The 24199-nt window shown below is 41.9% G+C and carries 18 protein-coding genes; 4 read left to right on the top strand and 14 right to left on the bottom strand.

Translation table 11 applies throughout. The features are described from left to right. Positions 1-323: 323 nt before the first annotated feature. A complete protein-coding gene (locus IQ246_RS13685; RefSeq protein ID WP_194003885.1) occupies positions 324-1592 on the bottom strand; it encodes a tetratricopeptide repeat protein in 1269 nt (422 codons plus the stop codon). 253 nt (positions 1593-1845) lie between these two features. Between IQ246_RS13685 and IQ246_RS13680 the strand changes: the two genes are divergently transcribed. Further along, positions 1846-3000: a DUF711 family protein gene (locus IQ246_RS13680; protein WP_194003883.1), complete on the top strand. Its 1155-nt coding sequence runs from the start codon at positions 1846-1848 to the stop codon at positions 2998-3000. Between the two features lie 19 nt (positions 3001-3019). On the opposite strand, the gene IQ246_RS13675 is transcribed toward IQ246_RS13680, so the two are convergent. Beyond that, positions 3020-3688, bottom strand: coding sequence for a 2OG-Fe dioxygenase family protein (locus IQ246_RS13675; protein ID WP_194003881.1), 669 nt, complete (start codon positions 3686-3688; stop codon positions 3020-3022). A gap of 301 nt (positions 3689-3989) precedes the next feature. Here IQ246_RS13675 and sfsA point away from each other — a divergent pair, with 301 nt between their 5' ends. Together sfsA and IQ246_RS13665 are read left to right on the top strand one after the other, a co-directional pair. After that, complete coding sequence (gene sfsA / locus IQ246_RS13670; RefSeq protein ID WP_194003879.1) at positions 3990-4715, top strand: DNA/RNA nuclease SfsA; 726 nt, start codon at positions 3990-3992, stop codon at positions 4713-4715. Between the two features lie 214 nt (positions 4716-4929). Beyond that, positions 4930-5127, top strand: a complete 198-nt coding sequence (locus IQ246_RS13665; protein WP_194003878.1) for an NblA/ycf18 family protein — start codon at positions 4930-4932, stop codon at positions 5125-5127. 149 nt (positions 5128-5276) lie between these two features. On the opposite strand, the gene IQ246_RS13660 is transcribed toward IQ246_RS13665, so the two are convergent. The 4 genes from IQ246_RS13660 to IQ246_RS13645 form a co-directional block, all read right to left on the bottom strand. Beyond that, the gene (locus IQ246_RS13660; protein WP_194003876.1) at positions 5277-6347 is read right to left on the bottom strand and encodes an LD-carboxypeptidase; all 1071 of its coding nucleotides are present in this window, start codon (positions 6345-6347) and stop codon (positions 5277-5279) included. A gap of 186 nt (positions 6348-6533) precedes the next feature. Then, positions 6534-9176: a leucine--tRNA ligase gene (gene leuS / locus IQ246_RS13655; RefSeq protein ID WP_194003874.1), complete on the bottom strand. Its 2643-nt coding sequence runs from the start codon at positions 9174-9176 to the stop codon at positions 6534-6536. A 476-nt stretch (positions 9177-9652) separates the two neighbouring features. Next, entirely contained in the window at positions 9653-10273 is a 621-nt protein-coding gene (locus IQ246_RS13650) for an anti-sigma factor (RefSeq protein WP_194003872.1), read from the bottom strand. 157 nt (positions 10274-10430) lie between these two features. Beyond that, a complete protein-coding gene (locus IQ246_RS13645) occupies positions 10431-11087 on the bottom strand; it encodes a sigma-70 family RNA polymerase sigma factor (RefSeq protein WP_194003870.1) in 657 nt (218 codons plus the stop codon). A gap of 1026 nt (positions 11088-12113) precedes the next feature. On the opposite strand from IQ246_RS13645, the gene IQ246_RS13640 reads away from it, so the two are divergent. Then, a complete protein-coding gene (locus IQ246_RS13640; RefSeq protein ID WP_194003868.1) occupies positions 12114-12935 on the top strand; it encodes a L,D-transpeptidase in 822 nt (273 codons plus the stop codon). 264 nt (positions 12936-13199) lie between these two features. On the opposite strand, the gene IQ246_RS13635 is transcribed toward IQ246_RS13640, so the two are convergent. The 8 genes from IQ246_RS13635 to IQ246_RS13600 all read right to left on the bottom strand — a co-directional run bounded on the left by IQ246_RS13635 (position 13200) and on the right by IQ246_RS13600 (position 24169). Further along, on the bottom strand, positions 13200-13436 hold the full coding sequence (locus tag IQ246_RS13635; protein WP_194003887.1) for a hypothetical protein: 237 nt from the start codon (positions 13434-13436) through the stop codon (positions 13200-13202). Beyond that, complete coding sequence (locus tag IQ246_RS13630; protein ID WP_194003866.1) at positions 13411-13959, bottom strand: late competence development ComFB family protein; 549 nt, start codon at positions 13957-13959, stop codon at positions 13411-13413. The genes IQ246_RS13635 and IQ246_RS13630 overlap by 26 nt, the downstream gene beginning before the upstream one ends. Positions 13960-14079: 120 nt before the next feature. Beyond that, positions 14080-15012: a M23 family metallopeptidase gene (locus IQ246_RS13625; protein ID WP_194003864.1), complete on the bottom strand. Its 933-nt coding sequence runs from the start codon at positions 15010-15012 to the stop codon at positions 14080-14082. 322 nt (positions 15013-15334) lie between these two features. Next, positions 15335-16321 carry an AEC family transporter gene (locus IQ246_RS13620; RefSeq protein WP_194003862.1) on the bottom strand — a complete coding sequence of 329 codons (987 nt, stop codon included), beginning with the start codon at positions 16319-16321 and terminating at the stop codon, positions 15335-15337. A gap of 137 nt (positions 16322-16458) precedes the next feature. Next, on the bottom strand, positions 16459-19401 hold the full coding sequence (pgmB, locus tag IQ246_RS13615) for a beta-phosphoglucomutase (RefSeq protein WP_194003860.1): 2943 nt from the start codon (positions 19399-19401) through the stop codon (positions 16459-16461). Between the two features lie 738 nt (positions 19402-20139). After that, the gene (locus tag IQ246_RS13610; protein ID WP_194003858.1) at positions 20140-21624 is read right to left on the bottom strand and encodes a choice-of-anchor Q domain-containing protein; all 1485 of its coding nucleotides are present in this window, start codon (positions 21622-21624) and stop codon (positions 20140-20142) included. Between the two features lie 1327 nt (positions 21625-22951). Beyond that, the gene (locus IQ246_RS13605; RefSeq protein ID WP_194003856.1) at positions 22952-23923 is read right to left on the bottom strand and encodes a 2-dehydropantoate 2-reductase; all 972 of its coding nucleotides are present in this window, start codon (positions 23921-23923) and stop codon (positions 22952-22954) included. A gap of 69 nt (positions 23924-23992) precedes the next feature. After that, positions 23993-24169, bottom strand: coding sequence for a hypothetical protein (locus tag IQ246_RS13600; RefSeq protein WP_194003854.1), 177 nt, complete (start codon positions 24167-24169; stop codon positions 23993-23995). Positions 24170-24199 lie beyond the last annotated feature (30 nt).

The raw sequence follows: 24199 nt of genomic DNA, 5'->3' as shown, positions 1-24199 counted from the left end.
GGCATGGGGCATGGGGGGAGCAACGCGAAAAAGTGAGATCGGGGTTTAGTTCTCAATTAAACCTCTATATTCTCAACAAAACCTGATTTTCTAGTTGCGATCGCATCCTGAAACAACCTATAAGTAGTAAGACAAAATTAATTACACAAATTTCGACCTGAAACCCTTATGTAGCCTAAAACCTAATGTGTAAATATTTCTGTCCGATTACTTATACGTCGTAGGTTTCAGCACCTCACAAAATCGCGTTGCTCCCGGGCATGGGGCATGGGAGTTAGGTAAACTGAACAACTAGTTTTTTAGTTGAGATATCATCCAATTTATTAGCTGCCGCGATCGCGTTCCAAATCATCGACCACTTTTTGCAAATACCACTCTTCTGACATTCCAGGATAGTAATCTTGCTTTTGGTCAATCAATCTTTGAGCGATTTCCCAATATCCTCCAACTAGTCGCAAAAGTCGCTGACGTAGCAGGTTATCTTTTTGCTTTTTGGATTCAGGACTAAATTTCTGAATTTTTTCTAGGCTGTTTAAAACCTGTTGATAATTTTGCCAATCTTCTTGTTCACAAAAAATACTTGCAGCCCGCTGATAATCTTCTACAGCGTTTTGCATTTCTTCCATGAAAGTATATGCAATGCCGCGATTGTAGTAGGCTTGGGCATCATCGGGATTAATTTGTAACCCTTGGCTATAGTCTTGAATTGCGCTGAGATAATTGCCCATTGCTCGATAGACGTTTCCTCTAGCAACATAGACTAAAACATCCTGCGGTTGCATCTGGAGTGCTTGGTTAAAATCTGCGATCGCTCCTTGATGATCACCTAACAAATAACGTGCTTTGCCTCGGTTGCGATAGACAATTGCATCTTGAAAATTTAGTCGTAGTGCTTGATTGAAGTCAGCGATCGCTTCTCGATAACTAGCCATTTTACAACGCACAACGCCACGACAGCAGTAAGCTTGGGCATCTAGCGAATCTGCTTGTAACACCCAGTTTAAATCAGCGATCGCCTCTTGTGTGTCTCCTCTTTCAGCCTTTTCTAATAATTGCGTAAAATAATCATTTGTGGATGTGATTGACGTATTTTTATAACTTAATTGCTGAGCAGCTAGTTTTTCTGGGGGTTGTAACTTTTTAATCTTTTCTAGGCAGAGGCGACAATTTTCTTTATCCTGTTGCTCTAGATATAATTTTGCTGCTTTTCTAAAATTGGCGATCGCATCTTGAATATACCCCTGTTTGCGCCGCACAATTCCCCGCAGACTATAAGCAGCTGCATAATTTAAATTCAGACGAATAGCGTGTTCAACATCTTCCAGCGCCCCTGGCAGATTTTTCAGTGCTACCCTTGCTAATCCACGACAATAATATGCATCGACACTCTTAGGATTAAGCTTTAGGGCTTCGGTGTAATCTGAAACAGCTTGAAGAATTGCGCCTGAGTCATAATATGCCAAACCCCGTTGAAAATAAGCTTCAGCAAAGTAAGGTGTTAATTGTAAAGCATGGTTAAATTCCTCAATAGCACCAGCATAGTCTTTTTGTTTAGCTTTTTCTAATCCTTTATTGTAAAAATCTTCATTCATGGCGTTTTTTTGGTTGAATCAGTTAGTTTAATTCCAAAAGGTATTGACCCTGAATATTTTAAGTATTCAGCATGACTTTCAATTATTTTCTATTCTTCGTAAAACCAAACGAACAGGTTATTGTAAATTTTTATCAAGAGTATATACCCAATGGAATATTATACACTTCCAATGTTTTGAGTTTAGTTTAGTCTAAATCTACGTTAAAACAATAATATATAAATTTTTGTTATCTTAATGATACTTCGTAGTCATGAAAATTAGAACTATCACGACAGGAATCTCACTTCAATCCTCAAAGGAGATAGAAAAAATTAAACACGCGGCTAGATTTAACCAGCAAGCAAAGGTGTTTTTTGAACAACAAGGCTACGAAGTCCAAACTACTAGAATAGCTACTAATGCTTGGGCAGAATATTTACAAGGATTTTCAACAGTCGAAATTATCAGTGAAATTCAAGCTTTAGAACAAGTTTGTCAAAATCTTAATATCAGCTTTTTCAATATTGGTTATGCAAGTAAACCCGAAACTATTGCTATAATTCCAGATATAAACAGAAATACATCGGTGATTTACTCCTCAAGTAAAATTGGCGATCGCCAGACTGGTATAAACTTTGAAAATGCCTGGGAATCTGCTAAAGTTATTAAACAAATTTCCCAAGAAAGTGAAAATGGCTATGGTAATTTTCGCTTCTGTGCATGGGCAAACTGCCAGCCAGATATTCCCTTTTTTCCTACTTCCTACCATGCAGGAAATACATCTTTTGCTATAGGTTTGGAATTAGGTAATTTGGTAACGCAAGCCTTCATTCATGCGAACAAGAATATGCAAGTAGCAGAAAATAATCTGCAATTACTATTGGAAGTAGAATTGAATAAAATTGCTGCGATCGCTGAAAAAATATCTGATAAATTTGATATTGCATATCGAGGTATTGATACATCTCTTACGCCATCTTTAGATAAAGAAAATAGTATTGCTGTTGCTTATGAAATACTACTGATGAATGGGAAATTTGGAAATCAAGGAACACTGGCAATTTCTGGTATGCTGACTCGTGTGTTGAAAAGTGTATCAGTAAAAATCTGCGGCTACTCTGGTCTTATGCTTCCAGTTTGCGAAGACGTAGGTCTGGCTGCAAGAGCTAACGAGCAGACTTATAATATTACCAATTTATTATTATATTCAGCAGTTTGTGGCTGTGGATTGGATACAGTGCCAATTCCAGGTGATATCACAACAGAAAAGATTGCAGCACTATTAATTGATATGGCAACTTTAGCTATCAAGTTGGATAAACCACTATCTGCACGATTATTTCCAATACCAGGTAAAAAAGCTGGGGAAATGACTGCATTCACTTCCCCATATCTTGTAGATTGCAAAATATTTACAGTTGACTAAAATAGCAATTTTGAGAATATTATTCAGAAAGTAGACTGGGGGAAGTTAGAACAAAAACATCTCTTGTTCCCTGAGCGTCTGTGAGTGGTTTTATAGGAGTAGTGAAGTGGAAAAATTCATGATCGTTGACTAATAATAGTTCACCGGGATTTAGAATTTTACTAAATACAGGCTTTTCTTTTTTAGCAGTGTATAAATGTGTTTCTCCACCTTGAATATTATATCTATCAACGGAGAAGATACCAATAAAATCAGTGCCATCTTGATGAATACCTTCAGGTGCTGGATTACCTAAATTATCTGGAGAACAGATAGTTCTGATTTGATGAACCCCAATTTCAGCTTCAGGATGAAGTTTACACGAATCACTAAATGCCAAAACCAGGTTTTTGAAGATATCAACTTCTATGAGTGCATCATCTAATTCTGCAAACTCTCTTTTTACATCGCCCACTAATGGATTATATTCTTTGCTTTGGAAGAGATAGCCATGAGGTAGTTTGATTAAATAATCTCTAGAAACTGTGAACCGAGATAATCTTCTAAAACGATAATTACCTTTGATATAAGGGTCAAGAGGTAGTTCGTTAAAAAATTGCTTAAAACCTTCTAGATTTATTGAATTTACCTTTCTCAGGGTAAATAGAAAGGCATATTCTAATTCCGTTAATCCCAATACTTTTTGCATAGGATTTACCTCCTTGCACGTTTAAATCTTCCCGAATTTTTCTTGATGAGAGGCTTATACAATATAAGTATATGCTACTTTTTATTAAAATGTCGTAAAATTAACTACAAAAATTGACAAATTGTGATATTAGAAGGCGCTCAAACATAATAATAGGGCTTTTCCACAAGACCCCAGAAACAAATTCTGCTTTGGCAGGTTTCTAAATAGCGGTACAGTGTATGCGCTATCAGTTTTAGTTCATTAAAGAAGAATTACAGCAAAATCGACGTATATTTACTAGCAGTTCCAAGGTTCCATAATGATTGATTGGCTTTACCGCTATCCACCCCTGTATCCTGGTATTTTGCTTAAGCGTTATAAGCGCTTTTTTGCCGATGTTCAACTTGTTTCTGGCGAAGTAGTGACAGCACACTGTCCAAATACAGGGCCAATGACTGGAGTATCGACTCCTGGTAGTGCAGTACAGCTTTCTAAAAGCGATAATCTCAACCGCAAATTGGCTTACACCTTGGAACTGATTCAGGTACATGATAATGAGCCGACTTGGGTAGGCATAAATACTATTTTACCCAATCGATTAGTGAAGCTAGCTTTGGCAAAACAACTTTTCCCGGAATTGGGCGACTATAGCCAAATTAGGGGTGAAGTAGTTTATGGACAAGATAAAAAAAGTCGGGTGGATTTTTTCTTGACAGGGAGTGATGAGTATCGCCCGATTTATTTAGAAGTGAAAAACACAACTTGGGCGCAGGAGAGATTAGCAGTATTTCCCGACACGGAGACGACAAGGGGACAAAAGCACTTGCGGGAACTGACGGCGCTGCTACCTCTAACTCGTGCGGTGATGCTTTACTTTATCAATCGGGGAGATTGTACTGAGTTCGCCCCCGGTGATATCACAGACCCTATATATGGTAAGTTGTTGCGGGCTGCGATCGCTCTAGGTTTAGAAGTCTTACCCTGCCGTTTTGACGTCTCTCCAGAAGGCATCCGTTATTTGGGTTTGGCAAAGCTGAAAATTTAATTACACAGTGATACCTCTGCGTTCCCCTGCGTTAAAAGCTGACCCCTTATCGTTTCAGCTTTGTAAATATTTTGTTATACTAGTTAATATAAATTCACAGAATATAACACCCACAAAGAAGGGAAGGCCCTCAAGCTCAATGGGTGTATAGCTCAATGTATCTAGCTGCAAACCAAAATAGCTAGTTTTCGCCAATTTGGCACAGGAGCCAGTAATGAACCAGCCCATGAAATTATCTTTAGAACAAGAATTTAGCCTCCGTTGCTTTGCTGACCAAGTGCAGCAAATGTCCCGCGAACAGGCCCAAACGTTTCTGCTCATGCTGTATGAGCGGATGATGATTCAAGAAAAGACTTACCAGCAATTGCTCAAGCATGAGTGGAAACTAGATTCAGATGCGGTTGCTGGATAAACCAGGGAAGCAAATATGGGACGTGTTGTAAATATGTGGTTGATGGCGTTTTACAGAGAGTTTTACCGTAATCAACGTCCAACCACTCTTTTATGCATCTGACATTGAAAAATCTTGTGCGCGTCAAGTTTTAGATGTTTATGAGCAAGTTAATAAAAGCGTTTAATTGAGTCATTCTTTTTGCTGACAGCGGCCTCTAACATTCTTATTGTCCCAACATTGGCATCTATTTCTACTTCCAAACCAATTGGTACAGTAAATTTATCCTTAATATGACCAATCATTGAACCGTACCAAGCGGGAATATCTAAAGGAAGTATGTGATCTTGCAATACTTGCATTAAAGTCAATGACGGTTCATTCCCAGGACTACAGTTAGTACATTGCCCAAAAATAAAACCAGAAATTTGGTTAAGAATACCAGCAGTTTTTAACTGCGTCAGCATCCGATCTATACGGTAAACATCCTCACCTATTTCTTCTACAAACAAGATGCTTTTGTTCCAGGAAGGCAAGTAAGGTGATCCTACCATCGCTGACAGCACTGATAAGTTACCACCCACAAGTTTACCTCTAGCTTTTCTTGGAACGTAGACACCCGAAGTAATAGGTATCGCCTGCGCTTGCACTCCGCTAGTGTTCAGATTTCGCATTGTTACTGCTTCAGCATTAAATAGGATGCGCTTGAGGTAATCTACCGTTAACTGATTCCAAGTAGACGTAGCCACTGGCCCATGAAAAGTAATCACCCGACTGCGGGCATTAATTGCCAACAATAGAGAAGTAATATCGCTGTACCCCATAAGGATTTTGGGATGAGAACGGATTAGCGAGTAGTTGAGTAAGGGTAAAATGCGATTACAGCCCCAGCCTCCACGCATAGCAATAATTGCTTTCACAGAGCGATCGCCAAACATAACATTAACATCGTAAGCGCGATCGGCATCTTTTCCAGCTAAATAGCCGTAACGATCTAAAATATGCTTCCCTAGCTTGACTTTTAAACCTAACCGTGATATAGATTCATTTGCTGCTTCGATGTCTTTAGCGTCAATAATACCCGCAGGGGCGATCAATCCTACCGTATCACCGATTTGTAGGCAGGGCGGTTTAAGGATGGTGTTTGGGGACAGCTTGCCTTGGGCGGTAGGTAGTGGGATTTGGGTAGTTAAGGCAGCTAGCCCAAAGGTTGTAATAAATTGTCGGCGCTTGATGGTCATGATGGGATAGCGTAACATTTACCACCCATCTTGAGAAGTTTTCGGAAAGAGTTTCTTTTGAAAATGTAAAGACACGATGACGCTAAACGAGTGATAGTCGTTATTGATCGGGGTTGGGACTCCTCACCGCCCCGTCATTCATCCCACACCGCCTTCGGTCGGATATGGGGCTTCTGTCGGTTTAAGCTAAATGACTACAAAATTCACCAACTTCCCAGGTACTACAATTACCTTTTTAATCTCCTTGCCTGTGATATAACGCTGGGCGACTTCTGATTCACAGGCATACTTCTCCTGGGCTGCTTTATCTGCTTGCGTCGGCACTTGAATCACGCCGCGAAATTTGCCGTTAACCTGAATCGTCAGAGTGATTTCATCAGCTACTAAAGCAGCAGGATCAAAAGACGGCCAAGTTTGAGTGTGGACTGAATTGCTCTCACCCAATAACTGCCACAATTCATCAGCAATGTGTGGTGCGAAAGGAGCCAGCAACGCTACCACAGTCTGAATTCCTTCCGCATAAACTGGTGAATTTTTGCAATTGGCATCAGTTAAGGCGTTACTCAACTTCATCAATTCTGAAATAGCTGTGTTGAATTGATATTCGTCCTCTAAGTCTTCTGTCACTGCTTTGATAGCAGTGTGAATCGCCCGCCGCAAGTCTTTTTCCGGCTTAGACAAATCTGATAGCTGGGCTTTCTTACGGGATACTCCAGCAGCAACATAATCTGTCACCAAGCGCCACACCCGGTTTAAGAAGCGGAATTGTCCTTCTACATCAGCTTCATCCCATTCCAGGTCTTTTTCTGGCGGCGCTTTGAACAAGATAAACATCCGTGCTGTGTCTATGCCATATTTACCAATTACATCTTCCGGCGCGACACCATTGCCCTTAGATTTGGACATGGTGGCATAAAGGCGTTGCAGTGGTTCACCTGTCTGAGGGTCACGAGGATCATCTGTATTCACAAGATTTGAGGGAATCCATTTATCTTTACCGCCCTTGTTGGGATTTAGGTAAGTTAAGCCCTGTACCATGCCTTGAGTCAAAAGACGTTGGAAGGGTTCATCAAAATTCAACAAGCCTCTATCCCGTAGCACCTTAGTAAAGAACCGCGAATACAACAAATGCAAAATCGCGTGTTCAATTCCACCCACATACTGATCCACTGGCATCCAGTCGTTGGTTTTACTGGAATCAAAAACCTGCTGCTCGTTCTTGGCATCAGGAAACCGCAAGAAATACCACGAAGAATCAATAAAGGTATCCATCGTGTCGGTTTCTCGCTTCGCCGGAGTGCCACAAGTTGGACAAGACACACTTACCCAACTTTCTAACTGAGTCAAAGGCGAACCACCGCGTCCGGTAAACTCGACATTTTCCGGCAACTGCACTGGCAAATCGGCTTCAGGTACTGGTACTATTCCACAGTTGGGACAGTGAATAACTGGGATAGGTGCCCCCCAATACCGCTGTCGTGAAATCAACCAATCCCGCAAGCGATATTGTACCCGTACTTTACCAAAACCTTGTTTTTCGGCGTATTCAACAATCGCTTGTTTAGCATTTGTAGAAGTCATGCCAGTAAAAGGCCCAGAATTAATTAAGATTCCTGGTTCAGTGTATGCCTGGTTATATTCAACCTGAATAAGTTGTGTGACTTCATCTATCTCTGATGCTGGAGTTAAATGAAAATCCGCAACATCATCTAGCGAAGCGATGACAAAATCAATCGTTAAATCATAAGTTTGGGCAAACTTAAAATCCCGCACATCATGAGCAGGCACACCCATCACTGCCCCAGTACCATACTCATACAGTACATAATCAGCAATCCAAATGGGCACTTCTTCCCCTGTAAATGGATTAATTGCCTTACCACCTGTTGAGATACCCCGCTTGAGTTTATCTTCCGCAGTGCGTTCCAATTCACTTTGATTGGAAACCTCTTTAATAAAGGTTTCTACTGCGGCTTGTTGTGCTTTGGTGGTGACGCGCTTTGTGAAAGGATGTTCTGGTGCTAACACTAGGTAGCTGACACCATAAACTGTATCTGGACGTGTAGTGTATACAGCGATTTTTTCATCTAACCCAATGATGGTAAATTCCAAGTAAGCGCCTGTTGATTTGCCAATCCAATTTGCCTGCATCAACTTGACGCGTTCTGGCCAACCTGTCAACTTATCCAAGTCATTAAGCAATTCTTCAGCGTAGTCGGTAATCTTCAAAAACCATTGCCGCAATAATTTGCGCTCAACTATTGCCCCACTGCGCCAGGAACGGCCTTCGTTATCAACTTGCTCGTTTGCTAGCACCGTTTGGTCAATGGGATCCCAATTTACCGCTGCTTCTTTTTGGTAAGCTAACCCCGCTTGCAAAAACTGTAAGAAAATCCATTGCGTCCACTTATAATAATCTGGCGAACAAGTGGCAACTTCGCTATCCCAGTCAATAGACAAACCAAGACGCTGCAATTGCTGCCGCATCTGAGTAATATTTTGATCAGTCCACTTTGCTGGTAGAACACCACGGTCGATGGCAGCGTTCTCTGCTGGCAAGCCGAACGCATCCCAACCCATTGGGTGCAGCACCCGATAGCCCTGCATTCGCTTAAGGCGAGCAATGACGTCAGTAATTGTATAATTACGGACGTGACCCATGTGTAGGCTACCGGATGGATAAGGAAACATAGACAGAGCGTAGAATTTTGGCTTGTCGCTTGCTGCGGGTGTCTTATCTAAGCCAAGTTCTGCCCATGTTTTTTGCCATTTTTCCTCAATTGCTGCTGGGTTATATCTAGATAAATTAGAATTAATACTTTCAGCCATCTTTAATCTCTAATAATACTCAAAACGCTTTTTTAGCATTTTAACGTGATTAATGAGTATAATTATCTATTAAGTAATCATATTCAATTAATGCTTACTCTCTTCTTAATTAATATTTGAAACCAGATGCAAATCACTTCATCAGCATTACTTTCTTTCCCAAATATTTGAGTTCTTAATTTATTTCGCTGCCATTATCACTCTCCATGCTATTTTTTCTTTTTTTCCGCTTTAATAATACTTTTGGTTTACTGTGTCTCTAGTTTCGCACCGGGAACTAGTCTAAACTCCAGTTTATAAATTATGGAGCCTTATTAGCCAAAAGGATCATTCCTGGGTTGCGATTAGGTCTACTTAATGACCCAAGAACGAGTTTACCAATTTAGAGGTTTTCCTCAACCAGATGGCTACTGGAGCAACTCCTGTTTAACTCCAAAGTGCAGGTATGAACTGTGAATTAACTGTTGACTTTGTAATTAGTTAATATCTTGTTTGGTATCTCGTTGTTGCGGTTGTACATGATTTAATCGATTTTCCGGAGAAGCTACTGCTGCTTTGGGAATTTCAATTACTGGATTATTTAATCCCACCATCAGCGGAGAAGCTGAAGGGACAATAGACGCTGAAGTCGGTTGTGTTGGTTCTATTGGTGGCTTTTGCGCCAGTTGCGGCGCTTTTGCACCACCACCAAGTAGTACACCAGATACTGCGCCGAGAACGCAAGCAGCAATAGCCGCACCTCCAAACGTCCAAGCTAACCAAGAACGGCGATGCAAACGTGCTAATACTTGCTGGACTGTTGCTTCTGGTGACTGTTGGGCTGCTGGTACTGGGCAAGTCCGTAAGCCTTGCCGTAGCTTTAATAATCGGGCATACAAGCATTGGACTGAGGCATCGTTTGCCAACCATTCTTCTACTTGCCTGCGTTCAGCGGCTGTTACCTCACCATCGAGGTAGGCACTTAATAACTCGAAGCGATCGCGCTTCACCATGTCCATAAAACCCGTTGATTCATTGGTATTCTTAGCCATTCCATTTGGCAAATTTTTAGTTAGTTGCGAGCGGGAACGGTCATAAAATTGAGAATCAGTAGTCATCTTAACATTATTACCAACTCATACACGGGTAAAGGATTCTGACAATCCGGAGAAATTAATCATTTTTCCTCCTGATGACAGAAGTAATCTGCTTTTTCCTCACAATTCTTAATCAATGCTTAAATTCTGTTAATGGGCAAAGAGAAGGTGCTGTAAATTAGATATCTAGATAATTTTGCAACTGAGCTTGGAGTCTAGATCTAGCTCTGGCTATTCTCGACTTCACCGTACCCAAGGAAACTCCAGTGATTTCGGCAATTTCTTCATACGCCATGCCTTCGATTTCTCTCAGGACAATAGTAGTACGAAACACCTCTGGTAAATCGGCGATCGCCTCCCGTAATTGTTCGTAAAATTCTCTTGTGGTAAGTGCTTCCTCTGGTCCGGGGGTATCTCCAGCAATTTCCCAATCCATCTCGCCGTCTTCTACCGAGCGAGGAGCATCCAGGGACAACGGACTAACAACCCGCTTGCGTTTGCGTAACTCGTCGTAAAACAAGTTGGTGGCAATTCGGCTTAACCAGCCCCGAAATTTAGAAGGCTCTTGCAATCGGTTAATATTCCGATACACTCGAATCCAAACTTCTTGAGCTAAATCAGCCCTGTCTGACCAATCGGGAGCCAGGTGGTACAAAACCCTATCAACTTGTGTCTGATAGCGGCGCAATAGTTCTGCAAACGCAGCACGATCAGGGCGCAGCCCCACTTGACAGCGCAAAATCAGATCATGATTAGAGAGTTTGTCAACTTGCACTGATGCTTCTGGATACCTTGCATCAACAGTTGACCAGGATACAGTAATCGACTGGCTCATAGATCGTACTGGCTTTAAATCATCCCTTTCTATTAGACCTGCTAATGAGCACGAAGTTCCTTGGTAAGGTGACGGATTTTTGACTGTAACACTGAGGTATACAAGTTTGGGCACATTATAGGCAACAGAAAAAGCCACTATCTCCTTAATTTTGCTTGCACAATTTCTTTTTTATCCATCAGTTAACAGTTGGTAAGGGAATAGCAATTTTACGCATACGTGTGCTAGTACTTGCAACTAAGTATACGCTATTGACAAAAATAGTTAAATGTGGTTTTAAAGATGAGGGATCAAAATTTTGCACTTTTCAATTCATATTTCATCTGGTCGCGGCGTTCCTCCCCCACCAACTTTTATGTATGGTGGGGGAGGAACGCCGCTCCGGTACTGGGTACTAGGTACTGTGTACTGGGAAAAGTTTTTGAAAATTTGGTGGCGGGTAAAAGCCCCCACCATAATTTTTCGATTTTACCCCCAGTCCCTAGTCCCCAGTCCCTTTCACACTATTTCATACTTTATCCTGGATCTAAGACGTAAGATTTGATACCCTTAAAAGCTAGGTTAGAGTTTTTGTAATTTAGGCTGCTGTATTTACTATGACTATTATTTTTTTGAATTTGTTACTAGAATAGTTGATGTTTTTTCTGAGTGTTGTTGGTAATTACCAAAATTAGTGTGTTCGGGTACACGAACTTGAAAAAAGAAATTGAGGGAAAATGTAATTGTGACTGTTAGCAATATTTTTTCAAACATGGTCTTTGTTCCACCCACACCATTAATGATTGATTGCTACATTTCGAGAGTTCCAGAGAGTGTTTCAAGCAAAGGCTTCCGACCTTTGGAACTTCAAAGAAATGAAGTTTTCTACTTAGATTTTTTCTGTTGGCAAAGTTTATATAGCTTTAGTTTGCCCAGAAGTATTAGCAGATTCATAATGAAATTGAGAAGTATTTATAAATTTTTGACCCTTGGTGCATGAGTGCATCCAATTTATTTGCTGGATATGTCAGGGATAAACAATAAGCGATGGCAATGGTAAGAAATGAATCAGTAGCGCGTATGGTAATGATGCTCTGTTTTGGCACAGCAATTTTATCTCTGGCTGTCCATTGGCGCATTACTACAGCCGAACCGTATTTTGGAAAACCCGCATCTGCTTCGTTGCGGCCAGATTCCAGTCCTCAAGGAAGCCGCCAAGCTGTTTATGGCAATCTCTCACAAGTGGGCTTAGAGGATGCACTGGGTGTGTCTGTGTCTAATCGACGCAAAGAAAATCAGAGGGTTTCTAAATCAAAGCCCTTGGCTATTGGCAAAAATGTAACTAGAGTGACTGGCCTCCCAAGCAAAGCACGATTAGTAGCGCCAGAACAAAGGGATAATACAACTAAAGACAACTGGCCAAAGTCTCTATTAGCTCAGGCTTTACCTCAACAAAAATCATCTAATCAACTGTCATCTTCTAATACACAAGTGGTTGTTGATTTAAGCGACCACCGCGCCTATGTCTATGCCAAAGATGAGGTAATTGCCAGTTACCCGATTGCTATAGGTAAGAAAGGTTGGGAAACACCCACAGGTGATTTCCAAGTGATGCACATGCAACACCATCCTATTTGGCGTCACCCAATTACTGGCAAAGTCTTTGAGGCAGGTACTGATAGTCCTTTGGGAGATAGATGGATTGGCTTTTGGTCAGATGGACGCAATCAAATTGGCTTTCACGGTACGCCAGAGGTGGAAGTGGTGGGAACCGCTGTATCCCACGGCTGCTTGAGAATGCGTAATCCTGATGTCAGAATGTTGTATGAGCAGGTCAAAGTAGGCACAACTGTAATAGTGCGTAATTAAACAAAAGTTGTTAGTCATTGGTCATTAGTCATTTGTCTAAAAACTAATGATTAATGACAAATAACTAGGACTTACGCATTGACAGTAAATACTAGATATCAGGTATGGGTTTCAGGCGTGAAAACGTGATTTTTCAATTGTCTTTTAGCGATCGCCATCTATGTAACGGTAATTGTCAAAAGTCTGGAACGACCAAATCCCGTTCGTACACATAATGTTTTATTTGTACAGTGCGTAAGTCCTAATAACTATGAAAAACTTCATTCACAGGCGAAAAGTTTCCCACGGCGGATTTCCTGCCGTGGGAAACTTTTTAAGACAAGGAATGGGGAATAAGGAAGAAGTTACCAATGCCCAATGCCCAATGCCCAATGCCCAATGCCCAATGCCCAATGCCCAATGCCCAATGCCCAAAGTCGGCGGGCGGCTATCCCTCTGTAACCACTTTCGTAACAGAGTTTCCCACCGACTTTTATTAAGATTGTGGTGATTTTTGCTCAAAGTTAGGTGCGTGTGCCTGGAGTAAAGCACTGACTTGGCGTACAACATCATTAGCAGTATTTTTACCCAAGTCCTGACGTTCTGGGAAGAAATTAGGTCTATCCAGGTAACGGCCGATCGCTTCGCCTACTTGCTGAGAAATTAATTCTTGAAGTTCTGTTTTAGCCCTTTGACGCTGGTAGTTAGCACCTTCTTCGGTAGTAGCATACAAAGGTGGGAGACGGTTGAGGGCGTAAGCGGCAATATCTCCGACATCCAGAGAACTTTCGCTGGTAGCTTCAATTTCTGCTACTCGGGCGATCGCTTCCGTCAATACCAGTTCTTCCATGACGTTAATAAATTGTTTGCGAGGTACCGCCACTACCTCACCAGTCAACAGTGACCCCATCAGCCGATCCAGTGCCATGTACTCCTCAATTGAGAGTTCCGAGGCATTATCACAGATTCGTCCGACTTCTGCTTCCATTGCTGGTGTCAAATAACCATCCTGGAGAGCTTGTTCTACAATTTTTTCGATACTCATAACGCTCATCATCTTTACTCTAGCCAAGCAAGGTAGGGACGGTATCAATCTAATTTATTTTGCCTAATTATAGGTACAAAAAACACAAATTATGTACCGACATAATCAACTGAGTCTCTACTAATTAAAGATGTTGGTTCGCCAGGGTGTTGGATCAACAGATTGCCCATTGACATATAGCCCCCAGTGTAAGTGCGGGCCTGTGGAAGCACCTGTTGAACCGACTGCGCCAATTAATTGACCAGCCTTCACTAAATCACCTTCTTTAACATTAATACGACTCAGGTGCATGAAAATACTGGTTACGCCTTGACCGTGGTCAATGCCAACTACGTTACCATGAACCCGAAACCCTTGAGATACCCTACCAACCAAAGCAATTCGCCCTGCGGCTGGGGCTGTCACAGGCGAACCCGTTGCGCCAGCGTAGTCAACGCCACGATGGTAGTAGTCATTTGCAAATTTACCATTATAGTAGCGACGTACACCATAGGTCGTACTAATCCGCCCTGCGTTTGGTTTCAGGAAGGAACCACTCCAATATTTTTGTGGTGTTTGTAGTGCCTTAAAAGCTGCTACGCGTTGAAGTTCCAACTTTGTCGCTTGCAGTCCGGCTTTTCCAGGTGGTAAATTAATGCGTTGTACGGGGAATTTGCGATCGCTCACTTTCACCGCCAAATTTTGCACCTGACCATCCCCAGAAATCCTGAATTTTCTAGTTCCAGCAGTTTCTAATGGAGTTGTAGGAACAAAAGCCCGATACTTACTCGGTGCAATTGCAAATGCTGGGTAAGTCTTCTGGCCAACAGCCACCGTTGGATTGCCACCACTTTCTGGATTATCTAGATTAATCTCTATCGACAGCGTATCCCCTAATTTAGGATTAGTCGGAATCACTTTTACTTGCAAAGCATCCACAGGCAATGCCAAAGTGACGGGAACAGCGACGAACATTCCGACTAACAAATTTACTGTTCGGTAATTCGCTGTCAAACCTTTGACACAAAAACCGATCAACTTATTGTTTAAATTACTAGTACGATCATCAATCATAGAGCTACGAAAAAATCCCTTGCTTCTGTTGGAAAATAGACTAGCTTATTACTACTAGTGTTTCCTCCTGGAAGCAGATGTTTTTGGAAACCATAAATTTCGGGAAACCTCCAAGGTGCTTAGCTTTAGTAACCGATATGTATGACATTAGAAATGAGAATATAATTTAGCTTGAACGGCTGACTTGAGGCATCATTTTTGTTTTGCTTAGACTTTCCAAGATCAAGGCTAGTGTAACTGTTTTTTTGCTTGATAGATCCATCCTAGTTTCTAAACCCATAGAATTTTTCTCAGAAATTATTGGGTCTTCCAGATGTCAACTTTAGCCAAACCAGGCGAGCCAGAGGGGAAGTGCGAAAAATAACCCCACAAAAGTCAGAGCGATACTGCTAGCCAATAAGTTCCGATCCAGGTCGTAAACTTCTGCCAGAATCAGTACAGAAAGCCCTGTGGGTGTTCCAGACATCAGCACCAGTACTAGACGCTGTTCGCCAGTCACGCCTAAATAGGTAGCACCTAATCCCACCAACGCAGGCACAATGAAGACTTTTAACACGCTGGCAATTGAGGCGATTTCTAAATTTTTCCATCCTCTCATTGTTCCAAGTCGCAGACCCACCAGTAACAAAGCAAAAGCAATTACAACCCAAACGGCTTGGTTTAGTCCTGACTCTACCACTGCTGGTAATTCCACAAACTGAGTATTCAAGCCAATGAAAAATGTCCATAGACTGGGGACAGTGGCTAAATCCCGTAACTGAATCCACCAACGGTTCTGGGTTTGACTCTTCCCAAAATAGCTAGCAATTAAGACAGCAATCCCGTATGTGCCTACAACATTGTTGGTGACGCTAAATAATACTGCCCAGTCAGTATTTTCAGGGCTGGTCAGCACCTGTGTAAGTGTCAATCCGACAAAGCCTGTATTGCCCAAAATTGTAGCTAGAAGAAAACTGCCCAAACTTGCTCGCATCAAGGAGTTAATGGAAGATGAAGTATTGAGTGACAAATCCAGGCTTTCCTGTTTTGGCTGCTCTTTTCGACTCATTAACCATTGCCGTCCCCACCAGATTAATAGGGCTAAAATCAGACTCAGAACCAAGATTCCTACTGCTATCCCAGGTATTAGTCCACCAGTAGACAAGTTAGTATGACGTGCCAGAACTAGAAGTTGCAGCGGAATTCCAACCCAGTAAAGCGCGTAACCCAGTAGCTTTAGAAAACTATCTGGGATGAACCGAGATATTAGAAAACCTAAACCTATCCAGGTCAGTAGAGGGGTGTAGGCATGAAATAAGGTTTCCATCATGTAAAATTGCACCCTCTATTAAACCTGTTTACTCTCTCATGGCTGAAAGCCGATAGCAAAGCGGAATTAGTCTAGTCTTGCTTAAGCGTATACCGAGAGAGCTTTTTTACAACCTATCAGACTTTTCAAACAACCTCTTACACTGTCGCTTCTACGAGTGCATGTGTTTTCTTGCTGGTAGTTACCCGCTCGTGCAAATCTTGCCAGCGCAGACCTTTCAGACTGGATAAGACCACATTAGCCCTACCCACTCGCTCAACTGGGCCAATCCCCACAGATGACATGCCAGCAGCATGAGCAGCTTCTATACCCGCCGCTGCATCTTCCACGACAACACACTGTGATGGCGAGAGTCCGAGTTGCTGGGCAGCAAATAGGAACAGATCTGGTGCTGGTTTAGATTGAAAGACGCTGTAGCCATCGGCTATAGCATCGAATTTATCTCTAATACCCAACCGTTCAATCACAGTCTGGGCATTTTTACTTGATGAACCCAATGCTACTTTTATTCCAGATGCTCGCAATTCCTGCAATAAATTTGTCACCCCAGGCAGTAAATCTGCGGTGTTAATTTTCTGCATAAGTTCCAGGTAGTAGCGGTTTTTACGCTCCATCATTTCCTGAATTTTCTCTTCAGGAGCGGGGCGATCGCCTAAAATGTGTAGCAGTGATTCCCGTCTTGGCAAGCCTCTCATCGCCTCATTCGCCTCTCGGTCAAAGGGGATGCCTTCTTCATCTGCTAGTCGCTTCCAACCCAGATAGTGAAACTCTGAGGTATCAGTTAACACTCCATCTAAGTCGAAGATTACGCCACTAATTGCCGGATGTGTATCTGCCTTCGGAACTTTTACTTCTTGGTTGGCAATTTCCATTTGTTTTTCTGCTTGCAAGTCGAAGTCATACCACTCATTACGCCATTGCAGTCGAAATTTCAAACGCGTCCAGCCAGGGGGTAGATTTGCACAAGCAACCGGGCCAAATTGAGTCATCCGAATACCGCCAAATCCGAAAACCACCGCTTGCCATACTCCTCCAGCACTTGCGGCATGGATTCCTTCAGCTGCATTACGTCTGACATCCTCCAAGTCTACCAATGCTGCCCGCAGAAAGTGGGTGTAGGCTATGGTTGGTTGATTGAGGTCACAAGCTAAAATAGCGTGAATTGCTGGGCCGAGTGAAGAACCATAACTATGGTCGGTGCGCTCGGTGTAATAGTCCCAGTTGGTGGCGAGAGTATTATAGTCATAGCGATCGCGCAGTAAATAAAGCAGCATCAACACATCCGGTTGCTTGAGAATCTGCTTTTGGCTGGTGGCTTCAATTCCTAGAAGTCCTTGCAGAGAGTTGCTGCGTGGTTCGTAATCAGCAAGATTGACTTGTTCTAATTGGAAAAAACCCTCAAACTGCTCAATTAAACCTGTTTGGGCATCTTTGTTGATAAATAGACGTTCTTGGATTTCCGCCCATTGATGCAAACGTTCTGTGGTCAAGTTGAGTTTTTGCACAAGTTGTGCTGAATTTTCGGGATAAGCTTGCTTAAACCAGTCCAAAAGTGCTAAAGCAGACTGTAAGTGCCACTGTACCATGAGATTGGTAAAGGCATTATTATCGACGCGATCGTGATTTTCATCTGGGCCAATTACATCGAGGATATCGTAGCTGTTGCGCTCTTGATTCCACTGCACCCGACTTTCCCAGAAAACAGCCGTATCGAGGATAATTTCTGCACCATAATCCCGCATCCAGTCATCATCGTTGGTGGTTTGCCAGTAGTGCCAAACGGCATAAGCTATGTCAGCAGTGATATGCACTTCAATATCACCACACCAGATCCGAACTAACTCACCATTGGCACCTGGTACCCACCGGGGAGTTACTTCATCGCCAGTGGTGGCACTTTCCCAAGCAAACATGGCTCCTTGATATCCCGCTTCCTGGGCTTTGCGTCGTGCTCCTGGTAAAGTGTGGTAACGGTAAGTGAGCAAATTACGCGCTAAAGCTGGTTGAGTTAAGGTCAGGAAGGGAAGGATAAAAATTTCTGTATCCCAAAAGATGTGTCCGCAATAGGCAAAACCGGAGAGAGTTTTGGGAGGGATGCTCACCCGCTCGTCGTGACGCGGTGCAACAGCTAGTAATTGGAAGAGATTATAACGGACACTTAATTGAGAAATGCGATCGCCTTCAATAATAATGTCACTGTCTTGCCATACCTGTTCCCATGCGGTAATGTGAGCGGCTAACAGGGTTGTGTATCTTGGCTCATCAGCCAACCTTTGTAGAGCATCTGTCATCGGGGTTTCTGTCTCCCGTGACGTAAACAGGGTGACAATCTTTTCTACAGTCACCGTTTTTCCTTCTAATAACTCAAAGGTGGTTGCCAAGCTTGGAGAATTAGAAGTATTCTCGACATGCATAGATGGACTATCGTCATCCTCTACCACTAACTTAGCTGCCATACCCAGTTGAGTGCTTGAGTGATAAGTTTGGCTGTGCAGCCAGATAATATTATCTGCACCACCTTGATTTAAGGTTTGCCAGTGTTGAACACCTTGGGTGTACGGTTCGGCGTCAAACCCAGCTTCTACAGTAATTTCACCCTCAAAGTCTACAGATGTAATTTGACAGCGGATGGCCAAAACATGTTGATCTGCTAAACTGGCAAAACGCTCGAAGTGGAAATCTAGGGTATGACCAGTAGGACTGCGCCACCGCACATCACGGCTAACTATACCCAAACGCAAGTCAAGCTGACGCTCGTAGTTGAGAATCTCACCAGTATGCATACTAAAGCGTTGGCCTGCCACTTGCACCACCAATGGCAGCCAGTTCGGGCAGTTGACTAGTTCGGTATGGGAAATTGTCACATCATCATACACACCGTGGATGAGTGTTGCTGAAAAATCTTGGGGATAGCCTTCCTCAAAAGTACCCCGCGTTCCTAATAAACCGTTGCTAAGCGTGAAGACAGTTTCTTTATGGTGGAGCTGCGTGGGGTCAAACTTCGTTTCAATAACGTTCCAGTTAGTAGCGTCAAGCAGTGACTGATTCTCTTGAGAGTTAGGAACTGACAGATTGAGCATGAGCAATAAAACTTATAGTCTGGGGTAGTTGTGGGCAGAATGAAACACAATGTGTAGGAGTTTCAAAGTAATTCGCTCCTTTCCTTTGCTGTTTAGACTTGGATGCAATTAAAATAGCGAAAATTGACGTTCCTCTAACAGGAACGTTCCCTATTTCATCCCTCTATAGTAGGTTTCATCAATAACTTAAGTTATAAATCACAAGTACAAAAAACTATACTAATCTATACATTCAGTTAAATATAGTATAAAAATAAATATTTGTTTATATAATTTATGCTTTTTAGTTTTAAGACATGATGCATCGTGTTTTGAAGCAGTCAGTATGCTTGCTAACGATAATTTAAATCGTTTTATAGTTTTGTTTTTACACTTAAGACTTACGCAAAATATCTCTCAAACTCTGATTTCTCCGTGTTGCGCCAGTTGCTACAACGGGGGGAACCCCCGCAGGGGCACTGGCTTCTCTGTGCCCCTGCGGTAGCCTGCGGCAAGCCGCTTCTCTACGAGACGCTGCGCGAATGCGTCTACGTTATTCCGTAACTCCTGCGTAAGTCATAACACTGAAGGATAAAATTAAGAAGCAGGAAAAACGTTGTGATTTTACATTATATTTTAAGGAATCAGTGACGGTGCAAAATTTGCTCACCAAACTAGCACCGTCGTGCAATCAGCAGAGAAGCCATTTAGCGCGTCTGCCTAAAAGCTGTATCGTTTTTTGTTTAAAGGGTTTTGCTGCTAAGGTGAACTAACTTCAATAGCACCCATATCTATCCTTGCATCGCCGTTAGCATTTCCGTCTTGTGGACGAATAGCGCCCTTCTGGTCAATCTTCGGTGCTTGCACGCCATTAAAGCTATTAATTCCAGAATCGATGGCAAAGCTACCAGGTTTAAGGGAGAAATTTTTGTAGCCAATATCTACAAATAGTGGGTTTTGCCCAATAATGTTGTTAGATTCTGAACTGGTGAATTTAGAAGAATTGTAAATAATGTTGTAATCAAACTTGACAGTGTTCTTTGATCCTTTTGTATGGTTGACTATTCCGTTTTTCTTGGCGTACATAATATTGTTAAAAACTCTTACTTGCTCAGTCATGACTACTGCAATTTCTCCTAAATAACTAGTAGTAGAATTCTGAGAATTCTGATAGGTTGTGTTGTTAATCACATCCACATTGGGACTTTTAAATACTTGAATCCCAGCAGCGCCATTGTTGTAAACAATGTTATTTTCTATTAATGTTTTTCCCCGATATGGTACATGAGATGAATTTTTTTGGGTATTTAGAGCATCATCAATTATGATTCCATTAGACTCAGCGATCTTTCCTGAAAATTTCCAAGGAATTAAACTTTGATTGTCGTAAACTGTATTCCCACGAATAATAATTTTATAGTCGGTGGTATTATCGTCATAATTCCAGTTGTAAAGCATGGTAATTGTATTTGCTCCTGTCGAACTATACAAGCAGTTTTTAAAGATCACATTGTTCTCAATAGTGATGTAGTCGGTTTTGAAGGCAACGATTGCTCCAGCACCAAACTTAGAGATTTTGTTGTTGCGAATCACCATATGGTGAGAATTGTTTTTAATTACTCCTGCTGAGAAGGATGGATGGAGCGCAATCCCCGCGCCATTCGTTAGCGGATTGTTTATGTTGGATTTTTGCTGTTGTGCATACACCAAAGTCACATTGTCGTTATTCCCAACTAGCTCAAGACCGTCAATAATAATGTAAGAGGAGCCAACGACGTTAATGGCATAAGGATTTTGCGATTTAATGACGGGTCGGTGTCCCTTATAAGCCTTGAAAGTAATCGGAGCAGTGGGTGTGCCATGTTTCTCATAAATCACCAGGAGTTCTTTGGAAGTGTCTGCTCGCGTATAAGTGCCGTTCATGACGTAGACGATATCGCCCGGTGTTTTCACCTGATTTGCTGCTTTTTGCAGCGTCCGAAATGGGGTAGTGTATTTCAGACCATCATTTTTATCGTCTCCATTCTCAGAGACATAGTACGTCTTAGAAGTACTCAAAGATAATTTGTCAGAGCCGATTTTAGAAGTAGGTGCGCCTTTACCCCAGTTAAAATTACCTGTGGTATCTGTGTGCGTCAGTTTCGATTTATTCAAGTCTACGCTTCCAAAAGGTGCAGCTTTTAACCCTATGCCAATTCCTGGGCTGATAACTAGGGTTATCATCAGAGCTTGAGAAAGAAACATAATTTAATTGCTTAAAGTGTGTAGGTGCTTGGGAATAAAACGGAATCTGAAACCTGTCAAATGAGTATTGTGATGACACCAGTCACCACAGAAGGAAACCTTCTTGCAGTGCTGGTTCATTAATGGCTGCTAGAAACTTGGGTTAACCAATTTCAGCATAAAAAATAAAAGACACTTACACTCCTATAGATAATTTAGGAGTGGCAAAAAGTGGGTAAAACCTGATGAGCTTACCTGTTGTTTGATCATTTCAATGAACTTTAAATGAGCTTTAAAAAGACCACTTAATGCATAGTATTTGTTTTAACATTTTCCTTAAAAATGTCAAGTCCATATCAGTATATATTTTTTAAATTTGCTACAAGTCATTGCAGATAAGCCTCTATCCATTAGCGTTCAGAAGAAGTGGATATGCATTAGAACTATTGCATCAAAATAACTGATGTTATTGATAAAGATAAAGATGTAAATTTTTGCTTATTAATTATATTAATTAGTAGACAACAAGATATTATTGCTTGTGTTAAATTAATTTAAATATTAATTAGCGATCGCTCTTATTACTGTATATCCATGAGAGCTATTCAATGTCTTAAATTTAAATTTAAATTATTTCGATTTAACATTTTGGAGAATTCTAAGTCCCTCGCTTATATTGCGCGACAAGTTTTGGGGTGGGGTTAAAATCCCCAGACGCTGCGCGAACGCTAATGCAAAACTTAATTACGAATTAGGTTAGCGCAGCGGGGCGTAGCCCCAGGGCGAATTACGAATTATTTGAAATTGTGTTCTTAGTTTGTGTTTCTACAAGTTTGGCGTTCTCCCCAACTTACAAGCCAAAGCTACCGCCCGATTTCCAAATATCGGAGCAAAATCAGTAATGGCATCAAGCACTAAAAGATATTTCAAATCGTCAGTTTGGCATACTACAATCTCAGAGGATGTTTTAAAAGTTAAACGGAGTTAAAAATCATGCGATTTGTCGAACCCTAATAACAATAACCCAAGTTGCGGGTTATATGACTCCGGGTAATTAACACCCGCAGATTTACGTATCTTCCGACGAAGAGGTTTGCGGTGGGGTTAGGAGCTACTGCAACTTAAACTTAATCAAAAGTGAATTATACTGATTTTATTTTCAGTACTAAAAATTACTTATTAAATCAAGGCTTGTTTGAGAGTAAATGCAAAAATGAACGCTTACAGTTTCAGTAAAACCCATGAGAAGTGACTGGATGAATTGATACTGTAAACTTCAAAACGTACAACTTATTAATCGCGATCGCATTCTCAAAAATACTGAGCAGTCTGTTTGGCTACTAAACCTCTATCGAGTTACTTCTAACAGCTTGACGCTGGCATAAATTGCATTAATATAGGGTGTGGGGATTTGAGTCAATCGTCCCAATTCTGCTACAGCCCCGACAATAGCCTCTATCTCCGTGGGACGCCCAGCCTCAATATCCTGTAGCATTGAGGTTTTGTGAGCACCGACGTTTTCCGCCCCATTAATTCGCTGTTCCAAGGTAATGCCAAACTTAATATCTAACTTTTCGGCGATCGCCTGAGCTTCACACATCATTTGTCGCGTCAGTTCACGGGTAAGGGGATACTGACAAATCTGCTCCAGAGTTGCACCAGTCAGGGCGCTGATCGGATTAAACGCCAGATTACCCCACAACTTAATCCAGATTTCAGTACGAATTTGATTTCGTATAGGTGCTTTGAATCCTGCTTGCTTCAAAGCCTGTGCTAATAACTGGATGCGTTCGGTTTTGATACCATTGATTTCACCTAAAGTAAAGCGATCGCCTTCAATATGCTTGATCACACCTGGTTCAACTATCTCAGTTGCTGGGTAAACTACACAGCCAATCGCTCGATCAGCACCGATATGAGTTTCAATAATCCCATCTGGGTCAACAGAATGAATGCGTATACCTTCATATTCACCGCCATGCTGACGAAAGTACCACCAAGGAACCCCATTTTGGGCTGTTACCACCATCGTGTGAGCATCATAAAGAGATGGTAGAGAAGGAGCGATCGCTGCAACACTGTGAGCTTTGACAGCTAAGATTACTACATCTTGTTTTACCGCTTCACGGATATCGCTGGTTGCGAGAGTCGGAGTGGCTATTTGACTGGAACCATCTGTCATTATCAGCTTCAGCCCATTTTTTTGAATTGCTTCTAGGTGAGAACCGCGAGCGAGCAATGTTACGGCTTCACCTGCTAGTGCTAATTTCGCTCCCAAATAACCACCAATAGCACCCGCGCCTACAATACAGATTTTCATGACTAGTTTTGGCACCACAACTATCGAGCTTAGCGCGAGATTAATTTATTAACGACAACAAATAATCTGTTAATTGATAAGATGAAAATTTGCCCATTTATGCAAGAGACTCCATGATGGGCTGGACAGTTGAGCGGGTTCAACATCCCGATCGCAGGCTATCACCGCACCAGCTATGTTTGGATTGCTTCGGTCTTGTTTTCGCTGACGGCATTTCTCGCCGTTCAAGTGAGCGTAATGATTCACACTTCTCAGACATCCTCTAACAACAAACGG

This window comes from aff. Roholtiella sp. LEGE 12411 (assembly GCF_015206995.1).
Classification (GTDB): Bacteria; Cyanobacteriota; Cyanobacteriia; order Cyanobacteriales; family Nostocaceae; genus Komarekiella.
Note: the sequence above shows the minus strand (reverse complement) of the source record. Positions and strands in the feature narration are given on the sequence as shown.

Coding starts and splice junctions, on each gene's coding strand:
- sfsA (WP_194003879.1), top strand. CDS start 3,990: ATGATTGATTGGCTTTACCGCTATCCACCCCTGTATCCTGGTATTTTG.
- IQ246_RS13660 (WP_194003876.1), bottom strand. CDS start 6,347: ATGACCATCAAGCGCCGACAATTTATTACAACCTTTGGGCTAGCTGCC.
- IQ246_RS13630 (WP_194003866.1), bottom strand. CDS start 13,959: ATGAGTATCGAAAAAATTGTAGAACAAGCTCTCCAGGATGGTTATTTG.
- IQ246_RS13650 (WP_194003872.1), bottom strand. CDS start 10,273: ATGACTACTGATTCTCAATTTTATGACCGTTCCCGCTCGCAACTAACT.
- IQ246_RS13625 (WP_194003864.1), bottom strand. CDS start 15,012: ATGATTGATGATCGTACTAGTAATTTAAACAATAAGTTGATCGGTTTT.
- IQ246_RS13675 (WP_194003881.1), bottom strand. CDS start 3,688: ATGCAAAAAGTATTGGGATTAACGGAATTAGAATATGCCTTTCTATTT.
- IQ246_RS13645 (WP_194003870.1), bottom strand. CDS start 11,087: ATGAGCCAGTCGATTACTGTATCCTGGTCAACTGTTGATGCAAGGTAT.
- IQ246_RS13665 (WP_194003878.1), top strand. CDS start 4,930: ATGAACCAGCCCATGAAATTATCTTTAGAACAAGAATTTAGCCTCCGT.
- pgmB (WP_194003860.1), bottom strand. CDS start 19,401: ATGCTCAATCTGTCAGTTCCTAACTCTCAAGAGAATCAGTCACTGCTT.
- leuS (WP_194003874.1), bottom strand. CDS start 9,176: ATGGCTGAAAGTATTAATTCTAATTTATCTAGATATAACCCAGCAGCA.
- IQ246_RS13640 (WP_194003868.1), top strand. CDS start 12,114: ATGGCAATGGTAAGAAATGAATCAGTAGCGCGTATGGTAATGATGCTC.
- IQ246_RS13685 (WP_194003885.1), bottom strand. CDS start 1,592: ATGAATGAAGATTTTTACAATAAAGGATTAGAAAAAGCTAAACAAAAA.
- IQ246_RS13620 (WP_194003862.1), bottom strand. CDS start 16,321: ATGATGGAAACCTTATTTCATGCCTACACCCCTCTACTGACCTGGATA.
- IQ246_RS13680 (WP_194003883.1), top strand. CDS start 1,846: ATGAAAATTAGAACTATCACGACAGGAATCTCACTTCAATCCTCAAAG.
- IQ246_RS13610 (WP_194003858.1), bottom strand. CDS start 21,624: ATGTTTCTTTCTCAAGCTCTGATGATAACCCTAGTTATCAGCCCAGGA.
- IQ246_RS13605 (WP_194003856.1), bottom strand. CDS start 23,923: ATGAAAATCTGTATTGTAGGCGCGGGTGCTATTGGTGGTTATTTGGGA.